Here is a 16,083-nt window from a genome sequence, read left to right on the forward strand (position 1 = left end):
CTGCATGACCTCGCGGACCCCGCCGCCGACCTGCCCCCGATGCGGCGCCGCCCTGGGATTCGGCGGCTTCGTGCTCGCCGGCCGGTCAGCGAGTGACGGCAGGCGGACCTGCCGCGTGCTCTGGGGCTGCCCCGAGCGCCATGTCTGGTGGAAGTGGGCGGACCGGGATTCGGACCCGCTGGAGCCGTGCCCGCACCCGCAGATGTACCGCCCCGGATGATCCCTCCCGCTCACGGATGCATCCGCGCCCCCTTCATCACCTTGTCCACCGCGTTCCGCGGCCCGTACACGACCAGTCCCACCAGATCCAGCTCCCCCGTGGACACGGCCCGCACCGCCGCCCGGTTGTCCCGGTCGTTGCCCGTCGTGAAGAGGTCGGACGTGAAGAGCGCGCGCGGCAGGGCGCGGGACAGGGCGCGGGTGTGGGCCGCCTTCAGCGTCTCCTTCGTGCCCTCGAAGACCAGCACCGGCTGGCGGAACATCGGCAGGTAGGCCACCTGGTCCGCGTCCTCGTACGGCTCCCCGATCACCTCGGGGAGTTCCGTCCCCAGGCCGCTGACCAGGAACGCCGTGACGTTCAGCCGCTGCCACGGCTCCAGGTCCTCGCGCAGCAGGACGGCGATCTTGGTGTCGAAACGGACAGGGACCTGATCACTCGTATCGCTCATACGACGAGGCTCACCGACACCGTACGACCGCGTCTTGTACGTTCTTTGCATGGCCGCCGCACGGAACCGCCGGGAAGTCTCCGCGTGGCGCCCCTCCGTCCCGGGCGTCACCGAGGTCTTCCACGCGCACTTCACCGAGTACGCCTACCCGATGCATGTGCACGAGGCCTGGACGCTGCTCATCGTCGACGACGGCGCCGTCCGGTACGACCTCGACCGGCACGAGCACGGCACCCCGCTAGACACGGTGTCCCTCCTCCCGCCGCACGTCCCCCACAACGGCTCGCCCGCCACCCCGCACGGCTTCCGCAAACGCGTCCTCTACCTGGACGGCACCCGCCTGGGCGACGACCTGATCGGCCCGGCGGTGGACTCCCCCGACCTGCGGGACCCGGTGCTCCGGCTGCGCGTCGGTCAGCTGCACGCCGCCCTCGCCCACCCCGGCGACGAGCTGGAGGCGGACAGCAGGCTGACCCTGATCGGTGACCGGCTGCGCGCGCAGCTGCGGCCCAGCACGCTCACCGACGTCCCGCGCCGCGATCCAGCCCTCGCCCGCCGGCTCCGCGAACTGCTCGACGAGCGGGTCGTGCAGGGCATCGCGCTCGACGAGGCCGCCGGGCTCGTGCGGGCCCATCCCGCCCATCTCGTACGGTCGTTCAGCACGGCGTACGGCATCGCCCCGCACCAGTACCTGATGTCCCGCCGGGTCGACCGCGCCCGCCGGCTGCTCCTGGAGGGCCGGTCGCCGGCCGAGGTGGCCGTCGCGACCGGGTTCTACGACCAGTCCCATCTGACCCGGCACTTCCGGAAGTTGGTGGGCGTACCTCCGGGGCGCTATCGCGGCAGCGCGCGCTGAGCGTCGTACAGATTGCGCGGGCGTACGACGTCCGTGGTGCCGTACAGCTCCAGACGGGCCCGGAGATCCCCCGCGAAATCGGGTACGTCGATCTGGTCGAACTCCCTGACCTCGCTCAGACCGACCGTGGCGGAGTACGGCGCCAGGCCGTCGAGGCGGATCATGCCGGCGCGGCCGTTGGTCACCCGGACGTTCCAGTGGGTGAAGCGTGCGCCGAACAGCGGTCCCGCGCTCGCGTCACCGCCATGGCGGCCATTGTTGTCGACCGTGATGTCGGTGCGGACGTTGGCGAACGGCAGCCCGCGGTGGCTGTCGAAGGTGCCCATCCGCATGTCGCCGCGTGACCAGACGTTGTAGGAGGACAGGCCCTCGACGTTGATGCCGTGCAGCTGGGTGCCCGAGGGGGCCGGGGTGGTGCGGGCCTCGATGGTGAAGTCCTCGATCAGGTTGTCGTGCGAGCCCTCACGGCAGAAGTAGGGGTGATGGCTGCCCCGGCCGGCCACGCGTGTGCGGCGCAGCGTGCAGGCGGAGGCCGCCACCAGGCCGAATCCGTTGTCGACGTGGCGGACCGTCACATCGTCCACCCAGCAGTCGTAGGCGCATTGGAGTACGACGCCGTTGTGCCCCTTGTCGAGGAGGTGGGGCTGCTGTGGGGTCTCCGCTGCCTCCAGGGTCAGGCCCTCGACACCCGATCCGGTCAACTCCGCTGCGTGGGTGGTCAGTTGCGGGTTCCATTCCGGGCGTACGTCGAGCGGGAGCGGGCGTTCCAGAGTGACCTTGCGGCCCTGGACGCGGGCGATGCGGACCGGCCACTCGTAGGGGACGTACGACGTCAGCTTCGTCTTGTCGTCCCAGGTGTACGACTCGGGGCCCGGGCCGCCGCCGCACATGTGCTCCAGGAGGGTGTGGTCGGCGTCGTCGGCGAGGCGGAGCAGGACCAGGGCACCGGCGCGCAGGGGCGAGGGGTCCGTGACGGTCACCGTCCACGAGCCCTGTCGCGCCGGGGCGACCGCGGTGAGCGGGCGCCACTCGTCCCGCCGGTTGCCCGTCCAGCCCTCGAAGGGCCACGCCTTCGCCCTGATCGCGGCGACCAGGGAGTTCCAACGGGCCTCGGGCGCCAGCCAGATCAGGCCGCCGGCCCAGGACCACGACGACTTGTCGCCGCCGTAGCGGGAGCCGTAGGGGCCGATCAGTTCGGTGAGGTTCTTCGTCGCGTAGAGCTTCGTAGCGCCGCTTCCGGCGCCGCGCAGCACCACGCCGGAGTGGCCGACGCGGATCACGTCGTCGATGCGGAAGGTGCCGGGCGGGATGGTGACCGTGCCACCGCCGGCCCTTCCGGCGGCGGCGATGGCACGGTTGATCGCGGGGGCGGAGTCGGTCGTGCCGTCCGCCACGGCGCCGAAGTCGCCTGCGTCGGCGACGACTCGGCGGCGGGGGAAGCGGGACGCTCCGCCGCGGTGGCCGGCCCGGCCCACATAGGGGATCTGGGGGTGGGTGAAGGGGGTGCGGGTGAACTCGCGCCAGAGGGGCGGGACTTCGCCGGCAGCGGCGTGTGACCTACCGGTCGCCGCGCCCGTGGCCGCGCCGAGCGCCACGGCCGTGGCCCCGGCGAGCAGGGTCCGTCTGGTGAGGTGCGCAGGGCCCATGTGCGTACGTCCTTCCATGCGGCTCTTCATGGATGTGAACGACGTTCAGAAGTGCGATGGCCGTGAGCATGCCATGGCCCCGCGGGAGCGCGGAAGGGGTCGTGCGCGGTGAGTTGGTGCGGACCTTTAGGCCGAGCTGGCCGGCCTCTGCGTCAGTCGGACGGGCGCTGGGTCAGATGAGTGAACGCGTCCAGGTTGCGCGTCGACTCTCCGCGCGCGACGCGCCACTCGTACTCCTTGCGGATCGCGGACGCGAAGCCGAGCTCCAGGAGGGTGTTGAACGCGCCGTCCGCCGCCTCCAGGACCTGGCCGAGCAGGCGGTCGATCTCGTCGGCGCCGACGGCGGCGAGGGACACCTTGGCGGTGACGTAGACGTCGCCGAGCCGGTCGACGGCGTAGCTCACGCCGTACAGCTTGAGGTTGCGCTCCAGGAGCCAGCGGTGGACGCCGGCCTCGTTCTCGTCGGGGTGGCGGATGACGAAGGCGTTCAGCGACAGGGAGTGGCGGCCGACGATCAGGGACACCGTCGTCGACAGCTTGCGGGTGCCGGGGAGCTTGACGACGTAGGTGCCGGAGGCGGGGCTCTCCCACTCCAGCTCGGCGTCCTTCAGGGCCCCCTCGACGACCTGCGCCGCCTTCTGTGCGTCAGCCATGGTGGGAGCGTACGCGACGCCGGTGGGCCTGGGTCGCTGCCGTGTACACGTCCGCCGTGGCGGCGGCCGCGGTGTCCCAGCCGAAGGACTGGGCGTGCCGGGCGGCGGCGTCGCCCAGCCGCGGCGACAGGTGCGGGTCGGCGGCGAAGGCGTGCAGCACGCGCGCGTAGTCGGCCGGGTTGTGGCCCTGGACGAGGAATCCGGTACGGCCGTCCCGCACGGCCACCGGCAGGCCGCCCACCGCCGCCGCGAGCACCGGCGTACCCGCCGCCTGCGCCTCGATGGCCACCAGCCCGAAGGACTCGTTGTACGACGGCATGACCAGCACCGATGCCGCCCGGAACCAGTCGGCGAGCTGCTCCTGGCCGACCGGCGGGCGGAACCGTACGACATCCGCGATGCCCAGGCGGGCGGCCAGCTTCTGCAGGCCCTCCGGCTTGGCGAGGCCGCTGCCGCTGGGGCCGCCGACGACCGGGACGACGATCCGGGAGCGGAGCTCGGGGTGCTCGTCCAGGAGGACGGCCACCGCGCGCAGCAGGATGTCCGGTGCCTTCAGGGGCTGGATGCGGCCGGCGAAGAGCGGGACCAGGGCGTCCTGGGGGAGGCCGAGGCGGGCTCGGGCGGCGGCCCGGCCGTCGGCGGGCGAGAAGCGGGTGAGGTTCACGCCGGGGTGGACCACGGCGACCTTGCCGGGGTCGGCGGCATAGTGCCGTACGAGCTGGTCGGCCTCCTCGGCCGTGTTGGCGATCAGACGGTCGGCGGCGGCGACGATCTGGGTCTCGCCGATCACACGGGCCGCGGGCTCGGGGGTGTCGCCGTCGGCCAGGTTGGCGTTCTTGACCTTGGCCATGGTGTGCATGGCGTGCACCAGGGGGGCGCCCCAGCGCTGGGCGGCGAGCCAGCCGACGTGGCCGGAGAGCCAGTAGTGGGAGTGGACCAGGTCGTAGTAGCCGGGGCGGTGGCCGGCCCAGGCCTGCATCACACCGTGGGTGAAGGCGCAGAGCTGAGCGGGGAGGTCCTCCTTGTTGAGGCCCTCGTAGGGGCCCGCGTCCACGTGCCGGACCAGGACGCCGGGGGCCAGCTCGACGACGGGCGGGAGATCCGCGGCGGTGGTGCGCGTGAAGATCTCCACCTCGATGTTGATCGCGGCGAGGCGCTGCGCGAGCTCCACGATGTATACGTTCATACCGCCGGCGTCGCCCATGCCGGGCTGGTGGAGCGGTGAGGTGTGCACGGAGAGCATGGCGACGCGGCGGGGGCGGCGGTGCAGCCTGAGTCGCGAGGGGGTCGCCGGGGAGCGACGCCCGAGCCTGCTGACGTACTGGCTCACGTGGCGTTCCTCCTTGGCCGCGGGCATGCCTGCTGGAGGGTTGAGCGCCCTCCAGGGCTTCCAACACCGGAGGATGGGGTTCCAATTCCGGGTGTCAGGGTTTTTGCCTAGGCGTTACCAGGTGTCGCTCAACCGTTCGAGGGTGTTCTGCGTACGGGGCGCTGATATTGCCGGGCGGCCGGGCCGCATACCCTCGTAGGCATGACAGCCCGCGCCGCCCTCCCCCACCCTCGGCCTCGCCCGAGCGGGAGGATCCCCGTCGTGGGAACGGTGACACGCGGGACGACCAACCCCAACCGCCTGCGCCGCATGGACCGCTGGATCGCGGCGACGCACGGCGCCGAGCTGCGCCGGGCAGCCGATCCGGTCGCCGTCGACCTCGGATACGGCGCCGCTCCCTGGACCGCGGTCGAGCTCCTGACCCGGCTGCGCGGGACGGCGCCCCGCGCGCGTGTCGTCGGCGTGGAGATCGAACCGGCCCGGGTCGCCGCCGCGATGCCGTACGAGCGCGAGGGGCTCGTCTTCCGGCACGGCGGGTTCGAGATCCCCGTCCCGCAGCGGCCGCTCCTCGTCCGCGCCGCCAATGTGCTGCGTCAGTACGACGAGGACGAGGTCGCCGGGGTCTGGCGGCGGCTGTGCGCACGGCTCGCGCCGGCCGACACGGCGTCCGGGTCCCGTGGCGGGCTGCTGGTCGAGGGGACCTGTGACGAGATCGGGCGCCGGCATGTGTGGGTCGCACTCGGGCCGGAGGGGCCTCGCACGGTGACCTTCGCGACCCGGCTGGGGTCGCTGGAACGGCCGTCGGACCTGGCCGAGCGGCTCCCGAAGGCGCTGATCCACCGCAATGTTCCGGGCGAGCCCGTGCACGCCTTCCTGCGCGACTTCGACCGCGCCTGGGCCGCGGCCGCGCCCTACGCCTCCTACGGCGCTCGCCAGCGCTGGATCAGGGCGGTGCGGGACCTCGCGGCCGACTGGCCGGTGACGGACGGGCCGGGGCGGTGGCGGCAGGGCGAAGTGACGCTGCGGTGGGGAGCTTTGGCGCCGCGGGCGTAGACACCGCTCGTCTCGTCTCCCGCCCTTTCCCTCCCGTTTTCCCGGTCGTCCACGGATCACGGAACGATCTCTGCGAGTCGTACGTCACAAAGGCGGGGAGATCGACATGACGGGGAAGGAACGGGGGGAAGTAGACCTCTGTCACTTTGCGCGCCGTCGTGGCACGATCCCCCGGACGCTCGTATGTTACTGACGAGACATCAGTTTGGGGGCACAGATATGGGTACGCGCAAGCGCGGCCTGATCACGGCGGCCGTGACCGTCGTCTGCGCGGTCACCGCACTGGCGGCACCGGGTACGGCCTTCGCGGCACCCTCCCCCAGCCCGTCCCCGAGCGTCTCACCCTCCTCCTCGCCGACCCCCGTGTCGAACAGGGAGCTTGAGGAGGTCCGGGAGAAGCTCGAGAAGCTCTACCACTCCGCGGCCGTCGCCACGGACGAGTACAACGCCGCCGAGGAGGCGGCCGAGAAGCAGTCCGCCGAGATCGTCTCGCTGGCCAAGAAGATCGTCAAAGGCCAGGAGCGGCTCGCCGAGTTGAAGAAGCGTGCCGGGGCCGCGGCCGCCGCCCAGTACCGCTCGGGCGGGCTGCCCGACGAGGCGAAGCTGATGCTCAGCGACGATCCGGCGGCCTTCCTCAACGGGGCGGGGCGGGTGCTCCAGGGCGAGCGCGCGACCAAGGGACTGCTGGCGGAAATGACCCGCACCCAGCAGGACTTGGAGCTGTACGCCAAGGACGCCTCCGCCCAGTGGAAGAAGCTGGAGGCCGGCCGCAAGGCCAAGGCCGCCGCCCAGAAGAAGATCGAGAAGCAGATCAAGGCGGCAGAACAGCTCGAGTCGCAGCTGGAGAAGGAGGAGAAGGCGCGCCTCGCCGAGCTGGAGAAGGAGGCCGCCTACAAGGCGCAGACCGCCTGGCTGGACTCCGGGGTCCTGAAGGACATCAAGGGCAAGGCCTCCGAACAGGGTCGCAAGGCCGTCGAGTACGCCACCGCCCAGCTGGGCAAACCGTACGAATGGGGCGCCGAGGGCCCTAAGACATACGACTGTTCAGGTCTGACGTCCAAGGCCTGGGCGAGCGCCGGAAGCGGCATTCCGCGGACCTCGCAGGAACAGTGGAAGCAGCTCGACCGCATCGACATCAAGGACATGCGGCCCGGCGATCTCATCATCTACAACGACGACGCCAGCCATGTCGCGCTGTACATCGGCGACGGCGCCATCATCCACGCCCCGCGTCCCGGGCGGACCGTGACGGTCGCGGGGGCCGGGTCGATGCCGATCCTCGGGGTGGTTCGCCCCGATGCGTAAGGTTTCCGGGCGTCTTGTACCGAGCGGATCGTGACGCCCGACACGTGACCCACGGCACGTCATATCGCCACCAAACCAAGCCCCGACGTGACGTTCGTCATCCCCGCAGCTCCGCCGGCCTGTCCAACTGCGGTACGGAACGCGGCATATGACAGCGGCGAGCGCACAGTCGGCGTGTGCCACACCATTCCGCTGCGGCGCCGACAACCGCTATGGTCCCCGTCGGTGGATCGAGACCCCTCGTTCCCACCATGCCCTCGGGGGGAGGGAAGGAAGTCAAGACGATGCCCGTACCCGTACCGCGGCAGAGAGCGATCCCGGCCGTGGAGACTGGTCAGGCGCCGGCCGTGTCCTCAGGCGGCACCTCCAGGCAGGTGGCCCCTGGCAAGGACGAAGCGGTCGATAACACCACGCATACCAACCTGACCCTGCTGCTGATCGAGGACGATCCCAGCGGCTCGGTACTCGTGCCCGAGCTGCTCGACTCGGCCGGCAAGCCGATCCGGGTGCGCACCGCCCGCAACCTCACCGAGGCCGAGCGGCTCCTCACCGACGACGTCCACTGCATCCTGCTGGACCTCGCCCTGTCGGCGCCCGGCCGCGCCGCCGACGACGACGAGCTGGCCGTGCTCAGGCACGTCCTGAAGCTCGCGCCCCGTCACGCCGTCCTCGCGCTGACCGCCTCCGGTGACGCCGAGCGCGGCACCGAGGCCGTGCGCGTCGGCGCGCAGGACTATCTCTTCCGGGACGAGCTGGACGGGCGGCTGCTGAGCCGCGCGATCCGGTACGCCGTGGAGAGGAAACGTTCCGACACCGCCGAGCGACGACTTGCCGAGGGTCGTATACGGGTGCAGGAGAACCGGCGTCTGGAGCGAGGTCTGCTGCCGACGCCGCTGCTGGAGGGTTCCTCGCTGCGGTTCGCCGCGCGCTACCGTCCGGGGCGTTCGCGTGCCCTGCTGGGCGGTGACTTCTACGACGTCGTCCGCACCTCCGACGGCACGGTCCACGCCATGATCGGCGACGTGTGCGGGCATGGCCCCGACGAGGCCGCCCTCGGTGTGGAGCTGCGGATCGCCTGGCGGGCGCTGACGCTGGCCGGCCTGTGCGGGGACGCACTGCTGGGGACGCTGCAGAAGGTCCTGGAGCACGAGCGGGCCGACGACGAGATCTTCGCGACCCTCTGCACGGTGGACATCGCGCCGGACGGCCGACGGGCGGGGCTCTGCCTCGCGGGCCATCCGTCGCCGCTGCTCGCCCGGCCCGGACGGCCGGCGCAGCTGCTGCCGTACGACAACAACGGGCCCGCGCTCGGTCTGCTGCCCGGTGCTCGCTGGCCTCGTATGGAGGTGAAGCTGGGGGCGGAGTGGAGCCTGATGCTCTACACCGACGGCTTGATCGAGGGCCGGATCGGCGAGGGGCGCGAGCGGCTCGGGCAGGACGGCATGGTGGAGATGGTCCGCCGCCAGCTCTCCGAGGGGCTGCAGGGCGAGGCCTTGCTGCGGGCGGCCGTCAATGAGGTCCGGAACCTCAATGGGGGCGAGCTGACGGACGACGTGGCGGTGCTGCTGCTGGACCGGGGGGTCTGAGCGGGGCGCGCCGCAGGGCTTCTGCCGTGCCCTTGGGGGGCGGTGTCCCTCAGGGGTTGATCAGCGGCCGCCGTTCCACGGGCCGTACGGGCCGTCGCTGCTGGAGCCCTTTCCGGCGCGGCCTCCGCCCGGGAGGGTCTTGATGGCCGGGCGTACGTCGACCATGTACACGATCGTCGCGATGAGGCCGATGATCGGCAGGAACGACAGGATGTTGAAGATCAGGTTCACCACGAAGGCGAGGCCGAGGACGATCAGCCAGAACGGCTTGGTCTGCTTGTCCGCGGCACGGTAGGCGTCGTCGCGGCGCGTGGCCGCGTCGATCAGCGCGAAGCCGCTGAAGAGGATCAGGGCCACGCTCAGCAGCCACATGAACCCCGCGAAGCCCTGCATCAGCACAACGTCCACCACCTGATTCGGCTCGTACCTACGCGGTCACCGTACCCGCAACCTCCGGACCGCTACCCGAACAACGGGCCGAGCACTCGGTAAGTGCCCGACCCGTGTCCAACGGTCCCTTTTCACCCGTCCGTGTTACTTGGCGGACGGGGGCGTCTTCTTGGCCGTGGCCTTGCGCGGGGCCGGAGCCTTCTTGGCCGGGGCCTTCTTCGCCTGGGCGGCCTCGGCGGCGGGCTTGACCTCGGCCGGCTTGGCCTCGGTCCTGCTCTCCTTGACCTCGACCGGCTCGGTCTTCGGCTCGACGGCGATCGCGAACTCCTCGATCTCCTCGGCCGCCTCGCCGCGCCAGGTCTTCACGGTCTGCTCGCCGTGCTCGGCGACCTTCTCGTAGGTCTCGCGGGCCTTGACGGCGTACTCGGCGGCGACACCGATGGAGCGCAGCGCGAAGTCCTGGGCACTCTCGCCGAACTTCTTCAGGTCGGCGTCGAGGCTGCTGCCGAGCTTCTTGAAGTCCGCGTCGATGTTGCTGCCGAACTTCTTGATGTCGGCGTCCAGGCTGGTGACGAACTCGTTGACCTTGGTCTGGAAGGTCTCCTGCGCCTCCTTGGCCTTGGCGCCCGCCTCCTTGGCGCGGCTGGTGGCCTTCTCCTGAACGGACTTCGGGTCGGTGTTGCGAACGGCCTCGAACCGGGCCGGCGCCTCGGAGCGCAGCTGCTCCACCAGGCCGGGCACCTTCCTGGCCTGCTGGAGCGCCAGGTCGGCGGTACCGGCGGCGAAGTAGAGCGGGGTCGGGTCGCTGAGGGTCTTACGCAGGTCGTCGGCGATGGCCATGGTGATGGTCCTCCCGGGTTGCTTTTGAGGTGAGGGTTCTGGGTCCCCGCGGTCGGCCGGACGGCTGACGGCGGCCTGCCCGTACGCATAACGCGCACGGCGGCTCATGGTCAGCCGGCCGACTGCTGCGGGTCGGTCGGGTTCTCCGGGCCGGCGTCGCTGCCGTCGGACGTACGGGTGGTGCGGGTCGTGCGGCTACGGCGCGCGGCGGACTTGCGGCCGCCGTCGGCCGTGCCGTTCTTGCGGGTCGTACGGCTGCGGCGTACGTCGGCGTCGCCGTCCTGGGCATCCGCCGCACCGTCGGACGGACCGTCGCTGCGCGGGTCGTCCTGGTCCGGGCCGACGACCGTGGCCGACTCGACCACGATCTCGTCCGCCTCGGCCGTCTCGTCCGCCTCGGGGGATATCCCGAATCCGTTCTCCTTGCGGAAGGACTCGTAGATCTGGAGCAGCACCTGCTTCTGCCGCTCGTTCAGCGTGGGATCGGCGAGGATGACGGCGCGCGTCTCCACCTCGTCCCGGTCCCGCTCGGCGTCGAGGATGCCGGCGCGGACGTACAGCGTCTCGGCGGAGATCCGCAGCGCCTTGGCGACCTGCTGCAGCACCTCCGCGCTCGGCTTGCGCAGCCCGCGCTCGATCTGGCTCAGATACGGATTGGACACCCCGGCGGCGTCGGCGAGCTGCCGCAGGGACAGCTGCGCGTTGCGCCGCTGCTCGCGCAGATACTCACCGAGATTGCCGACGTTGAGCGATGCCATGCCTCCACCTTGCCGCACCGTCGCTAACTATTGCAAGCACCCGCTTGCAAAAGTGTGCCACGCCACGGTGCCGACCCAGCGCCCCCTCGCCGTTGGCACGGCGATGAGTTTCGGATGCGTGCCGGGTCTACGGGTGCGACGGTCACCGAGAACCAAACGCATCGAGGAGAACGACATGACCGCTACCTACACCTTCGACGTCTTCTCCAGCCTGGACGGCTACGGCGCCGCCGGCGCCGACTGGACCGGCTACTGGGGCAAGCAGGGCCCGGAGCTGCTCGAACACCGCCTCGCCCTGTACGACCCGGAACAGCGGATGGTCTTCGGGGCCAACACCTACCGGGCCTTCGCGCGGATGCTGGCCGCCGCCACCGAGGACTCCGACGTGCGGGATCCATGGGTCACCCGGATGAGGAACCTGCCGGCGACGGTGGTGTCGACGACGCTGGAAGGCCCCCTCGACTGGCCGGACGCGACCGTCGTGAGCGGTGACGCCGTCGACGTCGTCGCCCGGCTCAAGGAGGAGTCCGAGGTGCCGTTGCGCTCGCACGGCAGCCTGTCGATGAACCGGGCGCTGCTGGCCGCCGGCCTGGTCGACCGCTTGCAGGTGACGCTCTTCCCCGTCATCACCGGCCGGAGCGGGCTGGACCCGATCTTCCGGGGGGCGGCCGACTTCGACCTGGAGCTGATCGAGAACCGGACGCTCGACGGTCACGTCCAGGAGCTCGTCTACCGGCCCGCCCTCCACTGACTGAATTCGACGCCCGGGCGGCGTGTCCGCCGCGGCCGGGCTTTCGGCACGAAGCAAGGTGGGCGGCACCGTCGTAGTCGAGGAGGCATCGTGAAGCGTCGTGTCGTCGCCGTGCTGGCCGCTGTCGTCGCCGGTCTGATGCTGGCAGCGGTGCCGGCCGTGGCCAGGGACGACCACGGGAACATCGAGCGGAACGAATGGAACATCCCGCTGGCCAACCTCCGCGTGCTGTAGCGCCCCGAATCCCCTCGGCCGCCCGGCTCAGTCGAGGAACTCGCTCACCATCGGCAGCAGCAGGGACGTCCGCCGCATCAGCGTCATGTGCGTCGTGGCGGGCAGCACGGCCAGCCGGGAGCGGGGAATCAGCCGCCGCATCTCGGCGGCGTGCTCGACGCGTACGAAGTCGGTGTCGCCGATGACCAGCAGGGTGGGGGCCTGAACGGTACGCAGGTCGTCGGCGGTCCAGGGCAGCGGGGCGTTCGCCGCGACCGAGATCTTGGCGAGGAAGTCCTCGAAGTGCCCCGGATCCGGCGCGCAGGCCGCGTACGCCTCGGCCATCTCCCGGAAGTCCGCCTCGCCGGGCAGCCGCGGCGAGTCGAAGTCGCCGGCGTGCACCTCGTCGTGGACGCCGTCCTGGTGGTACTGGGTCGCGGCGAGCACCAGCCGGCCCACCCGGCCGGGATGCCTGATCCCGATGTCGAGCGCGGTCAGACCACCGAGGCTGTAGCCGAAGAAGTCGGCCTGCTGGATGCCGAGTTCGTCGAGCAGCGCCACCACGTCGGAGGCCAGGTCCGGCACCGTCAGGGCGCGGTCGATGTCGGCGGTGTGTCCGTGTCCCTGGAGCTCGGGGGCCACGATGTGCCGGTCGGCCGCGAGGGCGGGCAGCAGGGCGGCGAAGGACAGGCCGACGGTGGTGACGCCGCCGTGCAGCAGCACCAGCGGGCGTCGGGTGTCACGGGCGGCGCCGTGGACCTCGTAGTACATCTCCAGGCCGTTGACCTTGGCGTAACCGGAGCTGGTCGGCATGGTCCTCACTTCCTTCCCGGGGAATCGCGTCATGCCGTGGGACCGCTCGGACCCGCAGAACTCATCGCCGTGTCACAAAACGGGCGGGGCGGCTCGTCCAAGGTTACGAAGGACGTATTCCGGAATCGGGACGGTGAGTGTCATGCGGGTGTTCGTGGCAGGTGGGACCGGCGTCATCGGGCGGCGGCTGGTGCCGCGGCTCGTGGAGCGGGGGCACCAGGTGACGGCCACGACGACGAGCGCGGCCAAGCTCGACCTGGTGCGACGGATGGGCGCGGAAGGGGTGGTGATGGACGGGCTCGACGGGGTGTCGGTCGGGAAGGCGGTGTCCGCGGCGCGGCCGGACGTGATCGTGCACCAGATGACGGCGATCTCCGCGCCCCACTCCGGCAAGCCCGACATCAGGCACTTCGACCGCTGGTTCGCCACCACCAACCGGCTGCGCACCGAGGGGACCGACCATCTGCTGGCCGCCGCGCAGGCTACCGGTGTCCCCCATGTGGTCGTCCAGAGCGCCGCCATCTGGAACGGCGTCCGGGAGGGCGGCTGGGTCAAGACCGAGGAGGATCCGCTGCCCGTGGAGAGCGGGAGGCTGCGCGAGCTGGCGGAGGGGATCCGGCACATCCAGGACGCGGTCCTGGGGGCCGACGGGACGGTCCTGCGCTACGGCGGCTTCTACGGGCCGGGCGCCACCGACGACCAGGTCGAGCTCGTGCGCAAGCGGCAGTTTCCGCTGGTCGGGGGCGGTACCGGCTACTTCTCCTGGGTGCATCTCGACGACGCGGCGAGCGCGACGGTCCTGGCCGTGGAGCAGCGGGCGCGGGGCGTGTTCAACATCGTCGACGACGAGCCGGCGCCGGCCCGCGAGTGGCTGCCGTATCTGGCCGCCTGCGCGGGGGCCAAGCCGCCGCTCCGGGTGCCCAAGTGGCTGGCCCGGCTGCTGGCCGGGGACGTGGTGGTGACGATGATGACCGAGGGACGCGGGTTCTCCAACGCCAAGGCCAGGCGGGAACTCGGCTGGGAGCCGCGTTATCCGTCATGGCGGCAGGGGTTCCGGGAGGAGTTGGGGCGGTCGTAGCCGGGTCCCGGGGAGGCGGCCGGCGCCGGTACCCACTTATTTGTGCGTACTTGGCAGCGCTCCCCTGCCGTCCGACCCTTGAGGGGTGATCGACGCGGCGGCGGACGGAGGTGGCGTTCAGGTCAGGAGGCCGGCTGGATGCCGGTCAGTCGCTCCAGGCGGCGGTGGCCCCAGTCGGAGAGCGGGCCGAGGGCCTCGGCCAGGTCGCGGCCGAACCCGGTCAGTGAGTAGACGGTCTTCAGCGGCAGCACGTCGTACACCTCACGGTCCACCAGACCGTCCGTCTCCATCTCCCGCAGGGCCTGGGTCAGCACCTTCTCGCTGAGGCCCGGCAGCAGACGGCGCAGTTCCGCCGGGCGGTGCGGGCCGGACTCCAGCAGCCACAGCAGCGACGTCTTCCACTTGCCGTCGATCACGGTGATCGCGGCGGTCACCCCGCACACGTTCGGATCATGCCGCCGACGCGTCATCACTCCACCCCTTTTGTCATCAATAATCCTCACCCTACAGGGAGTTGAGCATGCCCACCCACGACCACGATCCCGCCGTGGAGTTCACCGTCACCGTCCTCGGTCTCGGGCCGATGGGGCGCGCCCTGGCCGGTGCGTTCCTGGACTCGGGGCTTCGGGTCACCGTCTGGAACCGCACTCCGGGGCGGGAGGGAGACCTCATCGGCCGCGGTGCCGCGTCGGCCGCGTCCCCGGCGGAGGCGGTCGCCGCCGGCTCGCTGACCGTCGTCTGCGTGGTGAACTACGACGCCGCCGACGCCGTCCTGCGCCAGGACGCCGTCACCGACGCGCTCAAGGGCCGTACGGTCGTCAACCTCACCGCCGACACCCCGGCCCGGGCCCGGGACACGGCCGGCTGGGCGGCCGCGCACGGCATCCGCTATCTGGACGGCGCGATCATGACGCCCACCACGACCATCGGCACCTCCGACGGGGTGTTCCTGCTCAGCGGCCCCGAGGAGCTGTACCGCGAGCACCGGCCCGTCCTGGACACGCTCGGTGGCACCCACACCCACCTCGGTGAGGACGTCGGCCGGGCCGCCGCCTACGACGTCGCCCTGCTCGACATCTTCTGGACGGCGATGGCCGGCTACGCGCACGCCGTGGCCATGGCCCGGGCCGAGGGCATCAGCGCGCGGGAGCTGGCCCCCTTCGCCCAGGGCATCGGCGCGATCCTGCCGCCGCTCTTCGAGGAGTTCGCGGGGGACGTCGACGACGGCAGCTACTCCGGCGAACTCAACCCGATCACCTCGGCCGTCTCCACCATGTCCCACATCGTCGAGGCCTCCGAGTCGCACGGCATCGAGGCGAGCGTGATGCGCGCGGTCGAGGGCCAGGCCCGCCGGGTCGTCGCGCTCGGCCACGGGGGGGACGGCTTCATGCGGGTCAGCGAGCTGCTGGGCCGCGCGCGGCGCTGATCCTCGCCGCCAGCACGACGAAGTACCTGGTCAGCCGGCCACCACCCGGCCCCCGCCAGTGATCCACTCCGCCAGGACGGCGAAGTCCTGGTCGGTGAGTCCGCAGCGATGGTCGACGCGGTGGAGGAGGGCGGGCGCGGGGTGGTGGGTCGGCGAGAAGTGGTGAGCCGCCACCCATTCCCGGTCGACGTCGGTGATCTCGTCGTCCACCCAGGCGAAGGGGCGGCCGGCGGCCCAGGCCACGAGCGGCCCCGTCTTCCAGTGCCGGGCGCGGGGCCCCAGCGAGGGTTCCGCGCCCTCGTCCGGCCAGTCGACCAGCGGCAGCTGGGGCAGGCCGAGCCAGGGCGCGACGACGGTGTTCGCGTCGTCCAACCAGGTCGTGGCCCACACGAGCTCACAGCCGAGCGCGACGAGCCGGCTCAGACGAGCGCCGAGCGCGGGGTCGACGCGGGTCAGGAGGGGGTGGGCCGGCGGCCCGGAAAGCGCGGCAGGGGGTTCGTACACCGGATACGGCCGCTTGGCCCCGAAGGGGATGAGCGTTCCGTCGACGTCGAGGAAGAGGAGCATCGAAAACAGGATCTCCCCCGGGGGCGCTCTGCGCTACTGTCGGGTCCATGACTGCCGGGTCGGCCTTGTGCCGTGAGCGAGTTGGGTGTTGCCCGGCCTCTGAGTGAGGTCGTGGCGGCGGACCAGGGGTCCGCCTCTTTCTCTTCGCCT

Annotated in this window: 19 protein-coding genes; 9 read left to right on the forward strand and 10 right to left on the reverse strand. The window is 71.3% G+C overall.

What is annotated here, in order from left to right; genetic code table 11:
• The first annotated feature begins 4 nt into the window (after positions 1–4).
• Positions 5–220 (forward strand): dehydrogenase, encoded by a 216-nt coding sequence (locus ACFQ6S_RS25875; protein WP_383414248.1) that lies wholly within the window; start codon positions 5–7, stop codon positions 218–220.
• Between the two features lie 10 nt (positions 221–230).
• Here the strand turns inward: ACFQ6S_RS25875 and ACFQ6S_RS25880 are convergent, their stop codons facing one another.
• A complete protein-coding gene (locus tag ACFQ6S_RS25880; RefSeq protein WP_383414250.1) occupies positions 231–668 on the reverse strand; it encodes a DUF2000 family protein in 438 nt (145 codons plus the stop codon).
• Between the two features lie 49 nt (positions 669–717).
• Between ACFQ6S_RS25880 and ACFQ6S_RS25885 the strand changes: the two genes are divergently transcribed.
• Positions 718–1,524 (forward strand): AraC family transcriptional regulator, encoded by an 807-nt coding sequence (locus ACFQ6S_RS25885; protein WP_383414253.1) that lies wholly within the window; start codon positions 718–720, stop codon positions 1,522–1,524.
• Here the strand turns inward: ACFQ6S_RS25885 and ACFQ6S_RS25890 are convergent.
• The 3 genes from ACFQ6S_RS25890 to mshA all read right to left on the reverse strand — a co-directional run bounded on the left by ACFQ6S_RS25890 (position 1,503) and on the right by mshA (position 5,153).
• Complete coding sequence (locus tag ACFQ6S_RS25890; protein ID WP_383414256.1) at positions 1,503–3,170, reverse strand: glycosyl hydrolase family 28-related protein; 1,668 nt, start codon at positions 3,168–3,170, stop codon at positions 1,503–1,505. The genes ACFQ6S_RS25885 and ACFQ6S_RS25890 overlap by 22 nt on opposite strands.
• A gap of 152 nt (positions 3,171–3,322) precedes the next feature.
• Positions 3,323–3,823 carry a YbjN domain-containing protein gene (locus ACFQ6S_RS25895; RefSeq protein WP_383414259.1) on the reverse strand — a complete coding sequence of 167 codons (501 nt, stop codon included), beginning with the start codon at positions 3,821–3,823 and terminating at the stop codon, positions 3,323–3,325.
• Positions 3,816–5,153, reverse strand: a complete 1,338-nt coding sequence (gene mshA, locus ACFQ6S_RS25900; protein ID WP_383414262.1) for a D-inositol-3-phosphate glycosyltransferase — start codon at positions 5,151–5,153, stop codon at positions 3,816–3,818. The genes ACFQ6S_RS25895 and mshA overlap by 8 nt, the downstream gene beginning before the upstream one ends.
• Before the next feature lie 201 nt (positions 5,154–5,354).
• Between mshA and ACFQ6S_RS25905 the strand changes: the two genes are divergently transcribed.
• The 3 genes from ACFQ6S_RS25905 to ACFQ6S_RS25915 all read left to right on the forward strand — a co-directional run bounded on the left by ACFQ6S_RS25905 (position 5,355) and on the right by ACFQ6S_RS25915 (position 9,097).
• Positions 5,355–6,206, forward strand: coding sequence for a class I SAM-dependent methyltransferase (locus tag ACFQ6S_RS25905; RefSeq protein WP_383414264.1), 852 nt, complete (start codon positions 5,355–5,357; stop codon positions 6,204–6,206).
• A gap of 219 nt (positions 6,207–6,425) precedes the next feature.
• Positions 6,426–7,511: a C40 family peptidase gene (locus tag ACFQ6S_RS25910; protein ID WP_383414267.1), complete on the forward strand. Its 1,086-nt coding sequence runs from the start codon at positions 6,426–6,428 to the stop codon at positions 7,509–7,511.
• A gap of 284 nt (positions 7,512–7,795) precedes the next feature.
• The gene (locus ACFQ6S_RS25915) at positions 7,796–9,097 is read left to right on the forward strand and encodes a PP2C family protein-serine/threonine phosphatase (RefSeq protein ID WP_383414270.1); all 1,302 of its coding nucleotides are present in this window, start codon (positions 7,796–7,798) and stop codon (positions 9,095–9,097) included.
• Positions 9,098–9,157: 60 nt separating this feature from the next.
• Here the strand turns inward: ACFQ6S_RS25915 and ACFQ6S_RS25920 are convergent, their stop codons facing one another.
• The 3 genes from ACFQ6S_RS25920 to ACFQ6S_RS25930 form a co-directional block, all read right to left on the reverse strand.
• The gene (locus ACFQ6S_RS25920; protein ID WP_383414552.1) at positions 9,158–9,490 is read right to left on the reverse strand and encodes a DUF2516 family protein; all 333 of its coding nucleotides are present in this window, start codon (positions 9,488–9,490) and stop codon (positions 9,158–9,160) included.
• Between the two features lie 141 nt (positions 9,491–9,631).
• A complete protein-coding gene (locus ACFQ6S_RS25925) occupies positions 9,632–10,327 on the reverse strand; it encodes a hypothetical protein (RefSeq protein ID WP_383414273.1) in 696 nt (231 codons plus the stop codon).
• 110 nt (positions 10,328–10,437) lie between these two features.
• The gene (locus ACFQ6S_RS25930; RefSeq protein WP_383414276.1) at positions 10,438–11,085 is read right to left on the reverse strand and encodes a helix-turn-helix domain-containing protein; all 648 of its coding nucleotides are present in this window, start codon (positions 11,083–11,085) and stop codon (positions 10,438–10,440) included.
• Between the two features lie 175 nt (positions 11,086–11,260).
• Between ACFQ6S_RS25930 and ACFQ6S_RS25935 the strand changes: the two genes are divergently transcribed.
• Both ACFQ6S_RS25935 and ACFQ6S_RS25940 read left to right on the forward strand, forming a co-directional pair.
• On the forward strand, positions 11,261–11,836 hold the full coding sequence (locus ACFQ6S_RS25935) for a dihydrofolate reductase family protein (protein WP_383414278.1): 576 nt from the start codon (positions 11,261–11,263) through the stop codon (positions 11,834–11,836).
• A 90-nt stretch (positions 11,837–11,926) separates the two neighbouring features.
• Complete coding sequence (locus tag ACFQ6S_RS25940) at positions 11,927–12,070, forward strand: hypothetical protein (protein WP_383414282.1); 144 nt, start codon at positions 11,927–11,929, stop codon at positions 12,068–12,070.
• Positions 12,071–12,097: 27 nt separating this feature from the next.
• Here ACFQ6S_RS25940 and ACFQ6S_RS25945 read toward each other — a convergent pair whose 3' ends face one another.
• Complete coding sequence (locus tag ACFQ6S_RS25945) at positions 12,098–12,862, reverse strand: alpha/beta fold hydrolase (protein ID WP_383414285.1); 765 nt, start codon at positions 12,860–12,862, stop codon at positions 12,098–12,100.
• Positions 12,863–13,004: 142 nt separating this feature from the next.
• Here ACFQ6S_RS25945 and ACFQ6S_RS25950 point away from each other — a divergent pair, with 142 nt between their 5' ends.
• Entirely contained in the window at positions 13,005–13,940 is a 936-nt protein-coding gene (locus ACFQ6S_RS25950; protein WP_383414288.1) for an NAD-dependent epimerase/dehydratase family protein, read from the forward strand.
• Positions 13,941–14,062: 122 nt separating this feature from the next.
• On the opposite strand, the gene ACFQ6S_RS25955 is transcribed toward ACFQ6S_RS25950, so the two are convergent.
• A complete protein-coding gene (locus ACFQ6S_RS25955; RefSeq protein ID WP_383414291.1) occupies positions 14,063–14,410 on the reverse strand; it encodes a winged helix-turn-helix transcriptional regulator in 348 nt (115 codons plus the stop codon).
• Positions 14,411–14,460: 50 nt separating this feature from the next.
• On the opposite strand from ACFQ6S_RS25955, the gene ACFQ6S_RS25960 reads away from it, so the two are divergent.
• Entirely contained in the window at positions 14,461–15,366 is a 906-nt protein-coding gene (locus ACFQ6S_RS25960) for an NAD(P)-dependent oxidoreductase (RefSeq protein ID WP_383414294.1), read from the forward strand.
• A gap of 30 nt (positions 15,367–15,396) precedes the next feature.
• Here ACFQ6S_RS25960 and ACFQ6S_RS25965 read toward each other — a convergent pair whose 3' ends face one another.
• Positions 15,397–15,933, reverse strand: coding sequence for an HAD domain-containing protein (locus ACFQ6S_RS25965; protein ID WP_383414297.1), 537 nt, complete (start codon positions 15,931–15,933; stop codon positions 15,397–15,399).
• Positions 15,934–16,083 lie beyond the last annotated feature (150 nt).

The organism is Streptomyces sp. NPDC056479 (genome assembly GCF_042795335.1).
GTDB lineage: Bacteria > Actinomycetota > Actinomycetes > Streptomycetales > Streptomycetaceae > Streptomyces.